The sequence below is a fragment of the Alteromonas salexigens genome, from assembly GCF_025628895.1.
Taxonomy (GTDB): domain Bacteria; phylum Pseudomonadota; class Gammaproteobacteria; order Enterobacterales; family Alteromonadaceae; genus Alteromonas; species Alteromonas salexigens.
In genome coordinates this window covers 87,301-104,631 of the sequence record NZ_JAOTJC010000011.1, presented here as the reverse complement: position 1 = coordinate 104,631, position 17,331 = coordinate 87,301, and the positions used below count along the sequence as shown (strand labels likewise).

The following is a 17,331-nucleotide window of genomic DNA, read 5'->3' as shown; positions in this document are numbered from 1 at the left end:
GGTGTATGTCAGCCTGGATAATTATCCAACCGCTAACTTTCTGTAGTTGATCAGGCATTCTATTGATAGAGGGGTAGTTGTTTTTGCTTCACGCATCAGCACTATTTCTATTCCAGCTTCCCTCGCGGCAGTTTGCCCGAGCCGGTCAAGCCACCAAGCTTTATATTCGCTGAGGGCGCTATTTAGGTTATGCCTCTTTCGTAGCATGTACGTCGTAGTACAGCAATCTAATCAAGCCTACATAGTCTTGAATACTTTTGATGCTGAACAGCTTATTAAGAGAAAGCCTGTAGCCGACTCTACGCCTGCTAGCATCTGTAGATGGCCAGTGGGCACAATCGTACCAAGGCCTAGGGTGGTAATAGTCGTCAGTGAAAAGTAGAAAATATCGAGAAATGTCGCAGGCTCTTTAAAGCTGCCTAGATCAAGGCTCAGTCCAATATGATAAGCCAATGTGAAAATAGCAGCGAGTAGAATCTGACTAGCAATGGCAATAAAAACAACCGCCTGCGTTTTTATCCAGCCTTTGTTAAGTTTTTTTAGCGCCCTGTCGGCAACCACCGAAATATTAAAAAGGTGTATAGCGACGCTCACTAGAAGAGTAGTTGTGCTGATTACAAGGGCCGAAACCATAGCTTCCTCTTTAATGGTACAAATCTTGAACTATCATACAGTTAATTCATTTAACTTTTCTGTTGTAAGAGAGTTTTACACAAGCCAACTTGTTCTGCGTAAGGATTACATATGAAATACTCAAAATTTATAGCAATGATCATTTCATCCACAATTGCGATGTTTCTTATGATGTATCTCAATACCTACGCAATATCCCATGTATGGTTCAGTGAAACGCGAAGCTATATGGCGCTCTACATGGGAGCGGTGATGGCAATCATCATGCTGGCTTTTATGCTGGGCATGTATAATAACAAAAAACTTAATATAACTATTTTTCTGCTGGCGGCAGTGCTCTTTGCCGTGAGTCTTTATCTTGTTCGTTCCCAAAGTACAGTGTCAGACACTGCCTATATGAAAGCGATGATACCTCACCATTCCATTGCTATTCTGACTAGTGAGCGCTCGAATATTGAAGACGTGCGGGTACGTGAACTGGCAAATGAAATTATCAAAGCGCAGCGTAAAGAAATTAAAGAAATGGAGTGGCTGATTAAAGATATTTCTGAAAACGGAAAAGTTATGTCGCAGGGAGAATCCGAGCAACGCCCAATTCCAAAGTTTAAGGGAAAACTGAATCAAGGTGAGTCAAATGAGTAAGAACGCCATCCTATATCGTATGGTCACTGACGAACATATATGTCCCTAAGGATTGAGAGCCAAAGACTTACTAGAACGAAAAGGCTTCACAGTCGACGATCATCAACTTACTTCGCGCGAGGAAGCTAATAAGTTCAAAAAAGAACATGGCGTGGAGACGACACCTCAGGCCTTTATTGATGATGAGCGCGTAGGTGGGTACGATGAACTTCGCAGCTATTTTGGTAAAGACGAAGCGGGTCAAATGGGAACCACCTACACCCCTGTCATTGCTATTTTCTCAGTGGCGGCTTTGCTATCAATGGCATTTCAATTCTCTGTCTCAGGCTATTACCTGTCGGTGAGAACTCTGATGCTGTTTATTGCCTTTTCCATGACGATCCTTGCGGTCCAAAAACTCATGGATTTGTACAGCTTTACTAACTCATTCATTACTTACGACCTGGTGGCGATGAAGTGGTTACCATATGGCTATATTTATCCGTTTGTGGAAGCTTATGCAGGAATTGGCATGATTGCGCAGTTGCCCGCACTCGCGGTTGCGCCTTTTTCTTTATTCATCGGAACGGTTGGTGCTCTATCCGTTTTTAAAGCGGTTTATATTGATAAACGTGAACTTAAGTGTGCCTGTGTAGGCGGTGATAGTAACGTGCCGCTGGGGTTTGTATCGCTATCAGAAAATCTGTTTATGATAGCGGGCGCGTTAATTATGTTACTGATATAGTTACACTGCGGTCCTTTGATGCGCCTCTGAGTTCACGCTCAGAGGCTGCCATGTACTTACTTTGCCGTTGACCAGTGCAAGTGTGCGATTTTCCACTTTCCGTCACGTTTTGTGAGCACCGCTGTTTCATACGAACGGTATATCTTGCCCGACTCAGCGGTATTAACGGAAACAGTTAAAGATGTAGCGGAATCGCTATACTCTTTTACCGTATGTTCCACCAGTTCTGAAGTTAACGTACTTAAAAATTTCATATCTGACAACATATGATGAGAAGCGTATTCCTGAGCGCTGCGCTCGACTCTTCCTCCTTCAACAATTATGACGTTATCTGATAGTAAAGATTTGGCGATAACTTTATCTTGGTCTCGTAATGCCTTATGAAACGACAATACTACCTGCCCCGGCGCACTCTCACTGCCGGAGAGTTCAGACTGGTGTGTTTGTTCCTTGTTGTCATGGCCCAAAACAGAGGATGAAATGGCGGCGAATATGAGTGCCAATAAGAGTTTTCGCATTATTATTTTTCCTAATCAAATTGAGGCCCTACCACACTGGTTAATACTGAGGTGATTAACAGCAACGTAACGGCCAGGATTATTTCAATATTTATAGAGCGTTTCATTTTTGCTGTATCCTCAGCCTCCGTCATGGCGGGCACCAGCATAAAACGGTGTCGTGCGGCAAGTAATAGCAATAAGCCTACTACCAGTAGTTTGCTAAGAAAGGTACGGCCATACTGAGACTGAATCAGGTCATTAGGTGCCGTAAACAGATTGACCGCCATGTATATACCGAGCAGCAGCAGTGTGGGCACAAGGTACCCTGCCACCCTGCCGAACATTGTCATAATTTTTTGCGTGTCTTCCACAGAAAAGTGCTGACATACCATTCTTAGCGGTAAGAGCGCGCCAAACCACCACCCCATGAGGGCGACATGCGTCGCCAGAACGAGTTTGTCTACCACCCCTTTTTCTGCGACATGCCCAACAAGTGTAAAACTATAAAGACCGTAAACTGCCAGCGCAATCAGCATGGCTCTTACGATAGTAAAGTGAACACGCTTTATGAATATCAGAAGTAATGCAGGTATCGCCAGTGCAGACATCAGCATTCTGACCAAAGTAACATCGCCCACAGGAGAATCCCACATCACCTCAAGCATTATGGGGTCAACCGCCCCTTGCAGACCGCTTTCAGAAAATGCGCCGGTTTTGGCAAAAAACCACACCGCAGCGGCTAACAGTGATAGCACCAGCACAGGAGCGACATGGTATACAATATTTTTGCAAAAGGCGCGGCTTCGGGCGGGCGGGCCGATTAAAAAAGCACACCCCACAACACATGCAAAGCCAATGTAGAACAAGGCTTTAGAAACAACGATAGTTGCCTTCCAAAGAATTAACTCCATGGCAAGCCTAGTGAACCATAAAAGAGACGGTCGCCTTCATTTTATGGCCGTCCCCCCCCATTGCTATCCACTCAACCGTGTACGAATCAGGCTTTAAAACAGGTAATTGCCAGGAATACGTGGCTTGCTTTTTAGCTTTAGGCTCAAAATCAAAGCCGACATCACCGGTCTTCTTTCCGTTAATACTGACCTTCATCAGTCGCAGTGGCTTGGTATAGCTCAACGTCAGTTGCTCTGGAGCGCTCATCAACATTGCATTGTCTGATGGCGAGCTGCTTTCAAGCTTCACATCACCATGCGCTAAAGCTTGTGTGCTAAAAGCAAGCATCAGGGCTAAGCCAATTTTATAAATAAATTGCATAAAAAACCTCTATTTATCTCTTTTAGGGACACGTGATTGCTGCATCTTAAGTAAGATTAAAAAGCTTTCTACAACGGCTAGGGTTATTACCTTTATTGGTGTCACCGCTTGGAAAGCTATGCCCTGATAAGACGCAATATTGAACAGTTCAGTTCGTTTACATATTTTGATATCGATTAGAACGACAGTTTGTCACCGGAAAATAGTTAAATCAATCACGACTTCCGCAATTTACTGCCCCCTCCCTGATACGAAATTAACGAGAAATACTCTAGGCGGGATACTCATCATATAAGATTAATAGTAACGATGTTCTGTGTCTGCTAAAACAGCTGTGAACAGAAGCTTGGTAATAAGATCAGCGTTCTTACTGGTTTTCACTACGTTTAAAAACAGGCTTTCTGTGCAGCCGGCTCCATGCGCTGGCGGCTTTGTGGCAGAAGTTGGAAATCACCTCTTTACGGTTAAAATTGCTCAAAAGTAAGCTGTAAGACAATTTTTGAAATTCTTGTATACGAGTACTTAATGCTGGCCAGGCAGGGTTATTAGGCTCACGTTTTTTATATTTTTCACTAATATAGTGGATGTCATCACTTAGTATTTTTGCTTCTTTAATAAGCGTATCCAGCATTTGTTTTAAATGCGGTTGAGATGCGGAATATACAAGCATGTTCAAAACTTTGCCTAACTGCTTAATTCTCTTATCGAGTTGATAGTAACCGGTAGTGCCCTCCGGCCAGGTTAGCAATGGCTTATAGTCAGCTGGAAGTTTCTTCTCTACTTCACTTGCCACGCTAGGCCGTTGCGGAGAATCTTGCTTAGGCGAAACAACGACAGATGGCGAGTACCTCTTCGGGTCCAGAGAGGCGGGCATGGAGACGGCGCTCTGGTAGAATTCAGCAGGCTTAAGATACAACTCTTTATTTCGATAGAGCTGTATATGCTGGATCAATCGAGCAGGCTGCAATGGCTTTGCTATGATTTCCTGCACATCAAGTGTTATACAACTTTCAATTTCAGATTTGTAAGTATTGCCAGAGATAACCAATATGGGAATATCATGGCGGCACCGACAAACAGCAGACCGGATCTGGTGCACTAATTTAACCCCACTTTCATCACCCAAGCTTAAATCTATAATTGCCAGGTCAATAGCGGATTCGCTCAGGAAAAATTCAGCTGCCGCAAAAGTCGTTTTTATACTGCATTCGATATCTGTAAATTTATTTAAAGAATCTTTTATCATCTGACACATTAGTGCCATGTCATCGACAACCAAGACTTTCAGCATGATATACCTGCGTTACCTGTAGCCATTTTTAAGTGCTTAACCTTGTTCACTCAATGATAATCGCAGCATAAAGTTGCCAATTATTATCCATTAGTGTGTCATAGGGTTCATCCTCGCCTGGCGGAATAGTCGAAATCCCGATTTCGCAATCCACATAAATTCCGTTTTTGCTCTTCTCTTTACACCACGCAACGACAGCTTTATGGATCTGGTCGCAAATTTCTAATTCTTCTCCTTTGCCGGGAGCAATAACCATAGCCACTACTTCCGCATATCTTCTGCGCCCCAAAAGGTCGGTAAACTGACCGAATGGCAGTAAAAGTTTATTCAGGTCACGAAGTAAATTTTCTGAATCAGCTTCACCAAGCTCGCGTTCCATGGTCCCGAAATTCATTATCCTTACACTGACTGCACAAAGGTTTAAACTGAGCTGCCGACAAATTTGAACTATTTTTCTCGCCTGTGCATTGTAGGTGCCGCGAGGAAGGATGCCTATCTTCTCATCGAGAACGTCATCTTGCTGCAGAGTGAGCTGACTATTTGCAAATTCAGCAAGCTCACCGAGCATTTTTATTTCGGAGTAACTGAGCATTCTTGGCTCTGCATCAATGATACAAAGCGTACCAAACTTATGTCCTTGCAAATCCTGAAGCGGTTTGCCCGCGTAAAAGCGAATATTAGGCTCACCGGTTACCAGCGGGTTATCGCGAAACCTTTTATCCTGACGAGCATCTTCCACTATAAAGATGCCGTCCTGCCGAATAGCGGTGTCACAGAATGCTATCCCTCGGGGCGTCTCTTTGATAGTTAACCCTTCTGCAGATTTGAACCACTGACGATCTTCATCCAGTAGCGAAATTAGCGCGATCGGGACATCAAAAAGGCGTCTGGTAAGACGGGTTATCCTGTCAAACCTTGACTCTGGCGGCGTGTCCAAAAGCTCTAACGCACGAAGAGCATCCAACCTCTCTTTTTCTCTGCTACGTTCCCTTTCATAAAACCAATTTAAAATATCTGCTTGTGGCATGGGCCTACCAATGAAATAGCCTTGTGCCAGATGACATTTTATGTGCTTCAAGAAGTCCATTGTGGCCGCTGATTCAACGCCCTCAGCAGTGACCTGAGTTTCCAGGCTTCGGCCTAAGTCTGTAATTGATTTGGTAATTGCCCGTGATTGTGTATCTGCATCCGCTTTCAATACAAATGTTTTGTCAATTTTTATCTCAGAGAAAGGCGCTTTTACTAATTGTAGAAGTGACGAGTAACCGGTACCGAAGTCATCAATTGATAATTCAAATCCCATCAAGCGCAAGCGCGTAAGATTTTCGAGAACAGGTCCGCTATCATCCATCGCACTGGATTCTGTAATTTCCAACGTAATCCGACTAGGTGAAATATCGAGTGATTTGCACTTATCAATAATGTTGCTAAATAAAATATCGTTAGATAAAGACTGCGCTGAAATATTTATGCTTAGTTTTGTCCAGCGAAGCTCACACGGTATTTCTGAGTCCGTTATGTGATTTTCATCTAAGCTACTCAACCACGCCAAGGCTTTCTCAAACACCTGCATTGTAAGCAGGTCAATAAGCCCGTGTATTTCACATAAACTGATAAATAATTCGGGGTTAATGAACCCTTCTGTAGGATGCCGCCACCTAGCTAAGACCTCAAATCCTTCCAGCGTTCCGGAGTCGCATCTGACCTTAGGTTGGAAATATACCTCTATATCTTGTCCTTTAATTGCCTCTTTAAGCGCCGTAAGGAACTCATCTTCGTTAAGCGATGAATTCATTTCCCGTTTGCTTGACTCACAGCTTTTTACCAGCTTATTCGAGTGGAGTTCATTAAGCCTGTCTTGTAATTGCTCAATGGAAAAAGGCTTCGAAAGTATGCAAGCTAAGTTAATGCCCAGGTTATGCGCAATTCGTTTCGCAGATGAGAGTATAGGGGTGCCTGCACCACTTATTATAAAAACTCTGGCACCTACGCGTCTGCGTGCCATCTCACGGAGTACTTCAATACCATCAATGTGGGGCATGCGGAGATCTAAAGCGATAATATCAGGATCAAACTGCTCCATTATTTCGAAAAACATCGTATGGTCACAAACGTATTTAGCGTCCGCGCCGCATGCCTGTGCCATGCCCTGGAGCGTCTTTGCGGTTAGTTCATCATCGTCGATGACCAAAAACCTCAGCATATTTAACCTCTCGTACTCATTGCGTGCTCAGAATTAATGAAGGCACTTACACCTTTGGCTACTGTAAGGTAACACCAGGACTCACATGACACTTTCTAAAGCCCTTGCAAGTTCCAGCCGCGTATAAGGTTTTTCCAATTTGACGGCTCCTGCTATTAAAGCATCATCACTTACCTCTTCAAAGTAACCAGAGACATAAATAACCGGCTTTTCACCCACACATTTAACTATCTCTCTAGCCACGTCGAAGCCATCTAGTTCTCCGGGTAACGAAATATCAGTGAAAATTAAATCAACTTTACTGGACGGTGTAATTGCGTCGAGGACGTGAGCGCCACTGCCGTATGTTCGGCAATTAAAACCAAAACTTTCCAGATGACGTTTCGCAACTTCCGCGACCTTAGGTTTATCTTCAATTATGAGGGCAACAGAATCCGGATAAAATCCTCCCCCCAAACTATGATCTTTATCCAACGGTTCACGGCGGTTTATTCGGGCTTTCCTGAGGTACAATATAAAGGTTGTACCTTTCCCTATTTCGGACTTAACATCAATAATGCCGCCACTTTGACGAACATATGCAAACACTAAACTTAATCCTAACCCGGTTCCTTTCGATTTATTTTTTGTAGTATAAAAAGGTGAAAAAATATTCTCTAGCTGATCACCTGACATACCGCAACCGTTGTCTGAAAAGACAATTTTAACGTAATCTCCTGGCTCGATTGCCAGGCTTTCTGCTTCATACTTGTCAATAAGGACCAGTGATGCCTGTACCTTTATATGGGGCCGGAGAGTATCGAAGAGCGCATCCTTTGCATTATTCAGCAAGTTAATGACAATACTTTCTAATTGAGAATGAGGAATAACTGCATTGAGGTTTGGCTGGATATCATCGGCTATATCAATTTGCTGCTCGCTATTCACGGAAGTAAACAGAGCCAGTTGCGCAGCCAGAGTCTCAGATACTGGTGTAAAGTCGGTAGTCTGGTTCTCACTCCCCCGCGCAAACTGTAACAAGCTTCTGGTAAGGCTAGCTCCCTGTTGTGCAGCTGATTGTGCGTTATCGGTTAGCGATAGCACTCGCTCTGAAATTGCTTCTAACTTAATCAGTTCCAGGTTTCCGGATATGACTGCAAGTAAATTATTAAAGTCATGTGCAATCCCACCTGTTAAGTGCCCAATTGAATCCATGCGGGAATTTCGATGCGTTATTGCCTCAAGCCTTTTTTCGGTGGTCTTGTCCTGCATGATGATAATGACTGAATAAGAATCACTATGGGTGTCATCATCTAATGAAAGGGAGTAAACATCGACAATGATTTCGTTACCTTTTTTTGTTTTAACGTGGACTTCACCTGATAACAAATCTCGCCCATTAATGTGAACCTGGGAAAATGGGCTTTCCAGCGACGTCCTCTCCTTCATATTCAGTATTTTTATCGGGTTTTTTCCGACTATCTCAGTCTCACTAAAACCAGTCAGTTTTTCACAGGCTTTATTGAAATACTTTGCTGTCAATACTGCTTTTTTCTCGTCAAACTCACAAAACATCGCCGCATTATGAGTCTCCTCAATTATTCGGTTGAGAAGCGTAGTTCGTTGTTGCAGCCTATGAAGGTCAGATATATCCAAGCCAAATCCGAACCATTTAATCAAATGTTGCTTGTCGTTGAAAATCGGAGAGATTTCGTTAACTGAGTGTATAAGGGTCCCATCTTTTCTTCTGAACCGGGCTTCGTAACTTAACTTTTCTTTTACTTTAAGTGCGTAGGCCCAATCGTTAAGTAGCTTGTCCTTATCTTCCTCATGGACATAATCTGCCCACTGGTTTACCAGGTCCTCTTTCGAATATTGAGTACTTTCAATTAGCCGCTGGTTTACATGGTCTATTTCTCCTGAAGGTTTAGCCGTCCATGCAAAACAAGGTAGTAAATCTAAAATAGCGTTTAGGTTATTGGTGGTCTCACCCTCATCACTCTTTAAAGAAATATTCTGAACAATGCAGTGATACTTGCCAGTTGATACTTGAAAACCTTTTATTCTGTACCAGTGCTCGTGTGGGGTGACATCAAGAAAGTCAGATTCATATTCAAATCCACTCCTACCACCAATGCTTTTTAGTAGCTCATGCATACGTGCTTGGTTTTTTGTACCCAGGCTTGCAAGGTAATCTTCCAGGCAAAGGCGTGTTTTAATATTGAACAAGCTCATCGCTCCGCCACCACCTAAAAGATCAACCACCTCACGTTTTAAATCCAATAAGATGACATCAATACCTGCGGCGTCAATTACCTTGTCAATAACCTGCTTCTCCTCCTCCAGTCTATTGACCTTCTTTATTACCCTATATAAACCGAAAAAAATAAGCGTCAGCATCGTGCTAGATAGGAGCCTGTTCAGGGCCCAAAACCATTCAAGCATTATTTCGTGCAGCATATAGCTCGCAAGCGTACCGCTTATAAAAAACAGCAGGATGATTAGAAACGTTGTTCGCAATTGAGTAACGTTTCTGGAAAAGGAGCACAAAATTAGGGAGGGAATATACAGGTACCCAGCAGCCATTCCCAAGGGGGTGATGCTGTCGATGAGGAAAACAACAACACAAATTATAAGAGCACTAGCAAACCAAACTGTCAAAGGCGACCTGTCATTTTTATCACTTGTTAAATTATGTGTATAGTCAGTCTATAGGTTACAGCTCCTTTGTCAAAGTAGCGGTAGGCTCGTCGTGCTGGCCTCTATAATAGCGAGGTACTGTTTTAGAGTTTTGAATCGCCGTTACAAGCTATCAGGAATATTTTTAATCTCTTCCAGCCACACTTCGGCCTCTGCATCGCTGGGCGCCCGCCAGTCCCCACGCGGAGATAGTGAACCTCCCGATCCCACTTTCGGACCGTCAGGCAACGCCGAGCGTTTAAACTGGCTAATTTTGAAGAATCGGTAACAGTATACTTCCAGCCAGTGCTTTATATCTTTCAAGGCATATTCGTTTCGGCTGGCTTCCGGAAGCGTGCTTGGCCAACTCCCCTGCTCTTTGTCATGCCACGCATGGTAGGCAAGAAACGCAACCTTCGAAGGCCGAACCCCATATCGGGTGCTCCAGTACAAATTAAAATCCTGCAGTTCGTAAGGACCGATTTTGTCTTCTGTTTTCTGAGCGGGCTGTTCCCCATCTTCCTTACCTGGTACTAATTCTGGAGAAATTTCTGTATCGACGATATCAGTCAGAACTTTGCGGGTATCAGCATCGAACTCCTGTTGATCGGCAATCCACCGTATAAGATGCTGAATTAATGTTTTGGGCACACTGGCGTTTACGTTGTAATGCGACATATGATCGCCCACGCCATACGTCATCCAGCCTAACCCAATTTCCGACAGGTCTCCGGTGCCTAAAACCAGGGCATGGTTCTGGCCGGCTAATCTGAACAGGTGTGACGTGCGTTCGCCTGCCTGCACATTTTCAAAATTCACATCGTACACCTCTTCTCCTCGGGCATAAGGATGCTCAATATCACGCAGCATCTGATCACAAGAAGGCTGAATATCTATTTCTTTGGCAGTAACCCCTAAGCTCTCCATGAGGATATGGGCGTTACTCTTGGTTTTACTGCTCGTGGCATAGGCAGGCATTGTGTACGCTAAGATATTTGACCGAGGCAGGTCCATCCGATCCATGGTTTTCGCTGCAACTATAAGCGCGTGGGTGGAGTCCAGACCGCCTGAGACGCCAATGACCAGCTTGGTAAACCCGGAGGCTTTAAGCCGCTTTTTGAGGCCGTGGATCTGGATGTTGAACGTTTCATAACAGCGTGTATCCAAATCCCCGCTATCGGCGGGCACGAAAGGAAAACGATCGATGTCACGTAAAAGAGGGAGTCCGGCTTCTACAGGGTTTAGCGTAAAATCAATGCGGCGAACTTTAGCAACCTGCTCTTTATGGACACTCACCGAGTCCTGAAAACTGGTTAAGCGCATACGGTCCTGGCTTAACCGTTCCAAATCCACGTCCGCCAATAACAGGTCGGCCTCTGGGGTAAACCGACCGGCTTCCTTCAACAGTTTATCGTTTTCAAAAATTAATCCGTGACCATCCCATGCCAGATCCGTAGTAGATTCACCAGGTCCTGCCGCAGCATACAGATAGGCAGCAATACAGGCTCCTGACTGCCGGGCACACAAATCTCTGCGATAGCGTGCTTTACCTATTGTAATGTTACTTGCGGATAAATTGGTTAATAGTGTAGCACCCGCGAGTGCAGCGTAGGTACTGGGGGGAATGGGCGTCCACAGATCTTCACAAATTTCACTATGGATACGCAGGTGTTTCACATCTACTGCGTTGTAAATCAGATCAGAACCAAACGGCACCTGCTCCCCGAGTAATTCAACTTCGCTTAGCAGACAGTCCCGCCCCGATGTGAATTGACGTTTTTCATAAAATTCCCGGTAATTAGGCAAAAACGTTTTGGGCACAATCCCTAAAATCCTGCCATTGTGTATGGCCAACGCACAGTTATACAGCGCCCCCTCAATGTTCAGTGGAGCGCCCACTAACAATAATGGACGGATTGATTTGGAGGCCTCTTTAATGTCTTTAATAGCGGCTTCGCATCCATCCAGCAATGCGTCCTGGTGAAACAAGTCCCCACAGGAATATGCACTAATACACAGTTCCGGGAACAAACAGACCGACGCCTGGTTGGACGCGGCCCGTTGTGCTAACTCAATAATCTGAGCACTATTGTAAGCAGGGTCAGCAACCTTCACCTGGGGTATACATACGGCGACCCGGGCGAACCCATGAGTATAAATACTGTTGAAAGACTGTTGTTTATTCACAAATATTCATCCAGGTTAATATCAGAAGAACAGGGCGTAGCGGCTTTACACGTTAACGCCATCTGAGAAATTGCAGTTTGCTTGGTCTTCTCGTCAGCACAGACGATTAAGTCGGGTGGAATAATCAGATTAAACTGCCGCATATGGGCATCCTGCGCGGTAAACTGAACGCACATGTCGCCGGTAAGCCCGGCCAGAATTAAGGTTTCAGCTCCGAGGTGCTGTAACAAGGTTTCCAATGTTGTGCCAAAGAAGCCTGAATGGCGCGCTTTTATTACAAAGTAGTCGTCCTCATCCGGGTGCAATATTCTGGTAACTTCTTCCCCCCGCACCCCATCATCCAGAACATGGGAGACTAACTGACGAAAATCCGATCGCCATTTGCCGAAGTTGTCATTAACGTAAATCGTGGGTATCGACCTGTTTTTTAATTGTTCTTCCTTAAACGCAGCGATATTCCGAGCAGCTTCAAGTGCGGGGGAAAGCATTTTTTCGCCATCCTCAAATTCCAAATCATTAATCATGTCGATAATGATGAGTACAACTTTACTTTTATCCGGGAAATCCGCTGGCTTGTTCACGCTGTCGACTCCAGTAAAAAATTAACTGCTGAATAAATCTGCTCTCTTCACTGCCCACAAAACGGCGACCACATTAAAGATATATGAAGAAAAAAAGGTTCAGATCAGTCTGCTGTCTATGATCGATCGTTACAAAGTGCGGGTAACAAACGAACAGATGTTGACTACCCTGAGATTAAATGGGTGATGTCTTGTGCCCGCCTCACATCAAAAGGAGAAAAGGATGAAAGTTCAACTCAGTCTGTTATTGCTCGCCGCATGTACGACATTCACTGCCCATGCAGCCGAGGGGCTGGTTAAAAAAGCCAGTGCTTTTTCGGTAACAGAAACCGCCGACCGTTTAGAAGCGCTGGTTAACGAGAAAAAGCTGACCTTCTTCACCCGCATTGACCACGCAGCGAATGCGGAAAACGCTGATCTTTCCCTGCGTCCTACAGAAACCCTGATTTTTGGTAATCCCAAGGTTGGTACGCCATTAATGCACTGCGCGCAGTCGGTCGCTATCGATCTGCCGCAAAAAGTGTTGGTGTGGGAGGACGAGGAAGGCCAGGTTTGGCTGGGTTATAACGACCCGGATTATCTAAAAGCGCGCCACGGAATTGAAGGCTGCGATAAGTACCTTAAAAAGATTGGTACGGTGTTGAGCAATCTCAGTGAGCAGTTGACCAATCGTAAAAATTAAGTAGGCACTTCAGGGCATACTGCCTATACGGAGTAAATCAGCCACTGAAATGAAATTGCGCATCCACTATGGCAATAGGGATGCGCTTAGAAAGTATTTTCAGGGGTACAATGAGGTGTGAGCAAGCATGCGGCCTACCGTCGCCTAAGACCGCATGCTGCGGAATTATCCGTGCATCACTGGTAAGAGGCTCAGCTAATGCTCTCTTACATCTCGCCTCACCACTACTAACTTAGTCTTCCAGTTCAGCCTCCAACTCTTTCATTGCTTTTTGAGCGCGAAATTCCTCGTACATGGCCGCTTTCGACTGAGGGTCAATTGAACGATTCGATGCATCCACAATTGCATCGAATGTATCCCGGGTTTCATTTAGAACAACCATTGAACACAGATACTTTTTACCGTCAATTCTCGCTAATGACATCTCTTCAGGTATTGACCCTACCAGTGTTTCACTTGCAACTTGCTTTGATACCTGTTCAAAACTCGCCCCGACTGAACTGCCGTCTTCAGCTTGTACTTTTCGGTTATATAGTTTGTCCAAAACGCTGGCTTTAACCTGTATTTGCTGAGTTAAATCAGCGCGCGCTGCGGCTAAGGCCTGCGGTTTATCTACCGCCATGTTGCCTGACCAGTCAACACAGGCAGACGCCGCCAGCCCTTTCTCTGAGCTTGGTGCGAATACCCAGCTTGGTGCCGTGTCCTGAGGATTGCCAGTAGCTTGCCGCACATTCTGATTTGTTTGCGCTTGCAGTTGCTGCCCGGTCGAATCCGGTTGAGACGAACATGCCGCCAGCCCGCCAGTAATGGCGAATACGATGAAAGTTTTCTTTATCATAGCGTTTCCAATAGTTGTTGATAATAAGACTGACGTTCCGAAATTTTAGTGAGGTAGTCTTTAGTTTCTTGTGCTGGGAGAGAGGACATCAAATGTCTATGCACTTCTGCCGAGCTCATGGTGTTCGCCACGTGCGTCGCCTGAGCTAAACTGAAGCCATGACCAAATGTGCGAGCAACGTTTCCTGGCCCGGTGTTATAAGCTGCAATAGCAAGCCACTGACGAACACCATCGTTTTTAACTCCTCCGAAATAGCGCCGACTGAGTAAATAGAAATACACACTACCCGCTTCAATATTCCGCTCCGCTTCAAATAAATACGCAGGACTAAAAAGCTGCTGCTCTCCATACAAGTACTCGCTGACATCACGGCCAGCCGTAGTGGGTACAATTTGCATTAACCCGAACGCTGGGATATGTGAGCGGGCCATAGGATTGAAGCTGGACTCTGTGTGAATTATCGCCAGCATCAAGGGCACCGATAACCCATGCTTTTGGGCGTAACTTTTCACCGTAGGTAACACCCGCGTAACTCTTTTTTGCGCGGCCACACTGGGTAATGTTACGGTCATTGAAGTAGTAGTGGGTGTCGCTTTGATGCTAGGCGTCACATCTCTGACAATCGACAACACTTCTGTATCCGGGTCCAACAGAGTTGCGTCAGTATTAGTGCCACCCGAGAGATGTAAAGATTCTGGCAGTCTCTGGACAATTGGATCCTCCTTCACTGCCTGCTGGACTGGTGTTGTTGCCAACTCTGCTAAGCGTGCTTCTATACGTTGCAACAAGTCGACTTCATCAAGTTGCCCTTGTACTTCTATAGACACAGTATTTTGCTGGTAATCTACTACAGTTTTTTGACGCAAGTCCTGACTGTAGCTTACATACCGCTTGCTGTCGGACAGTTCCGCCTCGCCCCAAATTGCACTGAGCTCTTTTTTGTAGGCTTGCTGTGCACGTTGCCATTCCTCGACAAATTCGTCGTACATAGCTTTCTGCTGGCGCTCGTACTCCGCAAACTCACTGCTAAGCTGCTGCTGAAAACGTTCAAATTCAGCGTCTTCAGGCTGCTGTCGTGCGTTTGCCGGAGCAGTTGCAACGTAACTAACTACCGCTAAAGTAGCTGCCCAGATCCGTGGCTTCATGAGCATCCTGTCTTTCCTTTTCCGTCTCTGCCGAAAGCTTCAAGCGCCTGCACTCCACTGTTGTACAGTCACTCAGTATGGTTATCGCAGTTCCATAATCCTGTTGCTTTATATACAGTTTTGCGGCTGCCAACCGGCTTACATCTAAACTTACCTGCTCCTTGACTAAATTTTTTTGCAAGTAGCTGAATTGCTGTGCGGTTGGTGCAAGAAATGCAATCAAAACTACGGCATCTGCACTTGTTGATGAATTTCTCAGGCTTAACTTTAGTAGCGACGAGAGTTGATCCTCGCTTACCTCATCGCTCATTGCCCAGGCAGCGCGTACAGCTAAACCCGCTAAATTATCCTGATAGTTGTCGAACTCAACCTGGCCTGAACAGTATTGCCAGCCATCATCCCGCCACAATTTTATGTTTTCTATTGCGCCACTGAAATAACTCACCGATGAGTCTATGGTAAAGCCTACCTGCTGGCTGAGTTCATTTCGCAAAAACGCCCGCTTTGGCTGGCTTAACAAAAGCCGGCATGCTTTTTTTTGCAGGCTTTGTGGTAACGACTGCTGAGTTTTTACTGCTGCAACATTGTTGTCGAGTTTCTGCTCAAAACGCTCTAACAGGCCTACTTCCGAAGCTGTCGCCCACTGGTTGCTGCCAACCAGTGCGGCGAGAATCAACCACTTTTTCACAAGCTGTCGTCATCTGACACCGAACCAGATGCTCCCTGAGGATTGCCTGCCTCACTGTTACGCCCACCGTACGCCTTAATCGATTCACCAGAACTGCTTTGTGTCGCTCTGCCACTATTACTCATCTCACGCTTTGCTTCTTGCGCCGTCGCCTCAAGACTTGGCGAATAAACCGCTACAGTGTATTGCCAGTGCCCGTCCTCGCTCAGGAAGCTGCGCATACCGATCCCCTGGGGTAGCTTACCTGCAGTCACTGCCGAGTACGCGTCACTTTGTTTTACCTGGTTCAAAAACTGACTACGGGTATCGTCTAATTTTTTCACTTTACTGGGATCACGTTCCGGATCTGTGTATTCGAACTGCTGAGTACTCTCCATCTGACTCTCGTCGAATCCGCCCTGCCAATAGACTTCCGCCCCCTCAAGTGTGCCCAGAAGGGCGGCTCGCGCACGCGTTTGTGACTGACTCTTTGCCATTTGCTTCAGTCTTTTTGACATACGCGAATCGTCGTTTTGGCGCACAATCGCCGAGCCATAGCCCAATACAGTGACTTCGCCTGTATTAGCATTGGTCAGGACTTTGGCGCCCATAGGGGGTAACACCCCTGTATTGATATCATTCACTACCTGACGGAAAATTTCGTTCGGATTGGTGGTCACTTCGACCGCCCCGTTCTTTTCGCGGATCTGAGCTCGCGTTTTCGGTGTCGACACAAAGCTGATACGAACCTGATTAGCATCTACATCGTCAAAAACATCGTAGGTCACATAACCAGATACCGAGCCTGCTACGGAGTTAACACAACTTTCTTGCATGCTTGCGGCTTCGTTACCAACACTATCGGAGCCTGTATCGATATAGTCTATGCTCAGCTTAGCGACATTTTCACACTGCAACTGCACGCCTTCAAAATTCTCGGCAAGTTGCTTTTTGGCTATCAAGGCGGCCTGGTTATAAGCTGCACGTTTCGATAACAATGTTGCATTAAGGTTGTCGTAAGTTTCGTAAAACGCGCTGCCAATTGACAAAATTCCGGTACCACTGCCTACCTGAATAAGACGGATACCGTCTTCGTCATTGTTAACCAGCTGTTGGTGCGCTACTTTCATGGCGGTCGCTTCGTTATTACCCACAACGACATTGCCCTGTGACATAGTGTCGCCCGCATCAACGCTTTCCCCCGGACGTGCTGGTGTCAGGTCGGTTAAATCAAAATCTTGCGCATTCACCTGACCAGCTAATCCAAGTAGTACGGCAGCGCTTAATAGTCTGTGCTTCATTGTTCTG

The 17,331-nt window shown here is 45.5% G+C and carries 16 protein-coding genes; 3 read left to right on the top strand and 13 right to left on the bottom strand.

What is annotated here, in order from left to right; all coding sequences use genetic code 11:
* Positions 1-237 precede the first annotated feature (237 nt).
* A complete protein-coding gene (locus OCL06_RS12475) occupies positions 238-633 on the bottom strand; it encodes an ion channel (protein WP_262995047.1) in 396 nt (131 codons plus the stop codon).
* A gap of 111 nt (positions 634-744) precedes the next feature.
* Between OCL06_RS12475 and OCL06_RS12470 the strand changes: the two genes are divergently transcribed.
* On the top strand, positions 745-1,275 hold the full coding sequence (locus tag OCL06_RS12470; protein ID WP_262995045.1) for a DUF305 domain-containing protein: 531 nt from the start codon (positions 745-747) through the stop codon (positions 1,273-1,275).
* 52 nt (positions 1,276-1,327) lie between these two features.
* Positions 1,328-1,999: a MauE/DoxX family redox-associated membrane protein gene (locus OCL06_RS12465; protein ID WP_262995043.1), complete on the top strand. Its 672-nt coding sequence runs from the start codon at positions 1,328-1,330 to the stop codon at positions 1,997-1,999.
* A 56-nt stretch (positions 2,000-2,055) separates the two neighbouring features.
* Here the strand turns inward: OCL06_RS12465 and OCL06_RS12460 are convergent, their stop codons facing one another.
* From OCL06_RS12460 to OCL06_RS12425, 8 genes are all read right to left on the bottom strand, one after another.
* The gene (locus OCL06_RS12460; RefSeq protein WP_262995041.1) at positions 2,056-2,517 is read right to left on the bottom strand and encodes a YybH family protein; all 462 of its coding nucleotides are present in this window, start codon (positions 2,515-2,517) and stop codon (positions 2,056-2,058) included.
* Positions 2,518-2,528: 11 nt separating this feature from the next.
* Entirely contained in the window at positions 2,529-3,410 is an 882-nt protein-coding gene (locus tag OCL06_RS12455; RefSeq protein WP_505606711.1) for a CopD family protein, read from the bottom strand.
* A gap of 7 nt (positions 3,411-3,417) precedes the next feature.
* Positions 3,418-3,771 (bottom strand): copper resistance CopC family protein, encoded by a 354-nt coding sequence (locus tag OCL06_RS12450; RefSeq protein WP_262995037.1) that lies wholly within the window; start codon positions 3,769-3,771, stop codon positions 3,418-3,420.
* Between the two features lie 367 nt (positions 3,772-4,138).
* Positions 4,139-5,062 (bottom strand): response regulator, encoded by a 924-nt coding sequence (locus OCL06_RS12445; protein WP_262995035.1) that lies wholly within the window; start codon positions 5,060-5,062, stop codon positions 4,139-4,141.
* Between the two features lie 46 nt (positions 5,063-5,108).
* Positions 5,109-7,265, bottom strand: a complete 2,157-nt coding sequence (locus OCL06_RS12440) for an EAL domain-containing protein (protein ID WP_262995033.1) — start codon at positions 7,263-7,265, stop codon at positions 5,109-5,111.
* Positions 7,266-7,346: 81 nt separating this feature from the next.
* Positions 7,347-9,905 (bottom strand): hybrid sensor histidine kinase/response regulator, encoded by a 2,559-nt coding sequence (locus OCL06_RS12435; RefSeq protein ID WP_262995031.1) that lies wholly within the window; start codon positions 9,903-9,905, stop codon positions 7,347-7,349.
* Between the two features lie 141 nt (positions 9,906-10,046).
* On the bottom strand, positions 10,047-12,110 hold the full coding sequence (locus OCL06_RS12430) for an NAD(+) synthase (RefSeq protein ID WP_262995029.1): 2,064 nt from the start codon (positions 12,108-12,110) through the stop codon (positions 10,047-10,049).
* Complete coding sequence (locus OCL06_RS12425) at positions 12,107-12,691, bottom strand: cysteine hydrolase family protein (RefSeq protein WP_262995027.1); 585 nt, start codon at positions 12,689-12,691, stop codon at positions 12,107-12,109. Before OCL06_RS12425 ends, OCL06_RS12430 begins: the two co-directional genes overlap by 4 nt.
* 223 nt (positions 12,692-12,914) lie before the next feature.
* Between OCL06_RS12425 and OCL06_RS12420 the strand changes: the two genes are divergently transcribed.
* Positions 12,915-13,373: a DUF302 domain-containing protein gene (locus tag OCL06_RS12420; RefSeq protein ID WP_262995025.1), complete on the top strand. Its 459-nt coding sequence runs from the start codon at positions 12,915-12,917 to the stop codon at positions 13,371-13,373.
* Positions 13,374-13,605: 232 nt separating this feature from the next.
* Here OCL06_RS12420 and OCL06_RS12415 read toward each other — a convergent pair whose 3' ends face one another.
* From OCL06_RS12415 to OCL06_RS12400, 4 genes are read right to left on the bottom strand one after another with little or no spacing between them, the layout of a single operon-like run.
* On the bottom strand, positions 13,606-14,211 hold the full coding sequence (locus OCL06_RS12415; RefSeq protein WP_262995023.1) for a hypothetical protein: 606 nt from the start codon (positions 14,209-14,211) through the stop codon (positions 13,606-13,608).
* Positions 14,208-15,356 (bottom strand): transglycosylase SLT domain-containing protein, encoded by a 1,149-nt coding sequence (locus tag OCL06_RS12410; RefSeq protein WP_262995021.1) that lies wholly within the window; start codon positions 15,354-15,356, stop codon positions 14,208-14,210. The genes OCL06_RS12415 and OCL06_RS12410 overlap by 4 nt, the downstream gene beginning before the upstream one ends.
* The gene (locus OCL06_RS12405) at positions 15,316-16,044 is read right to left on the bottom strand and encodes a hypothetical protein (protein ID WP_262995019.1); all 729 of its coding nucleotides are present in this window, start codon (positions 16,042-16,044) and stop codon (positions 15,316-15,318) included. Before OCL06_RS12405 ends, OCL06_RS12410 begins: the two co-directional genes overlap by 41 nt.
* Complete coding sequence (locus OCL06_RS12400) at positions 16,041-17,324, bottom strand: hypothetical protein (RefSeq protein WP_262995017.1); 1,284 nt, start codon at positions 17,322-17,324, stop codon at positions 16,041-16,043. Before OCL06_RS12400 ends, OCL06_RS12405 begins: the two co-directional genes overlap by 4 nt.
* Between the last annotated feature and the right edge of the window lie 7 nt (positions 17,325-17,331).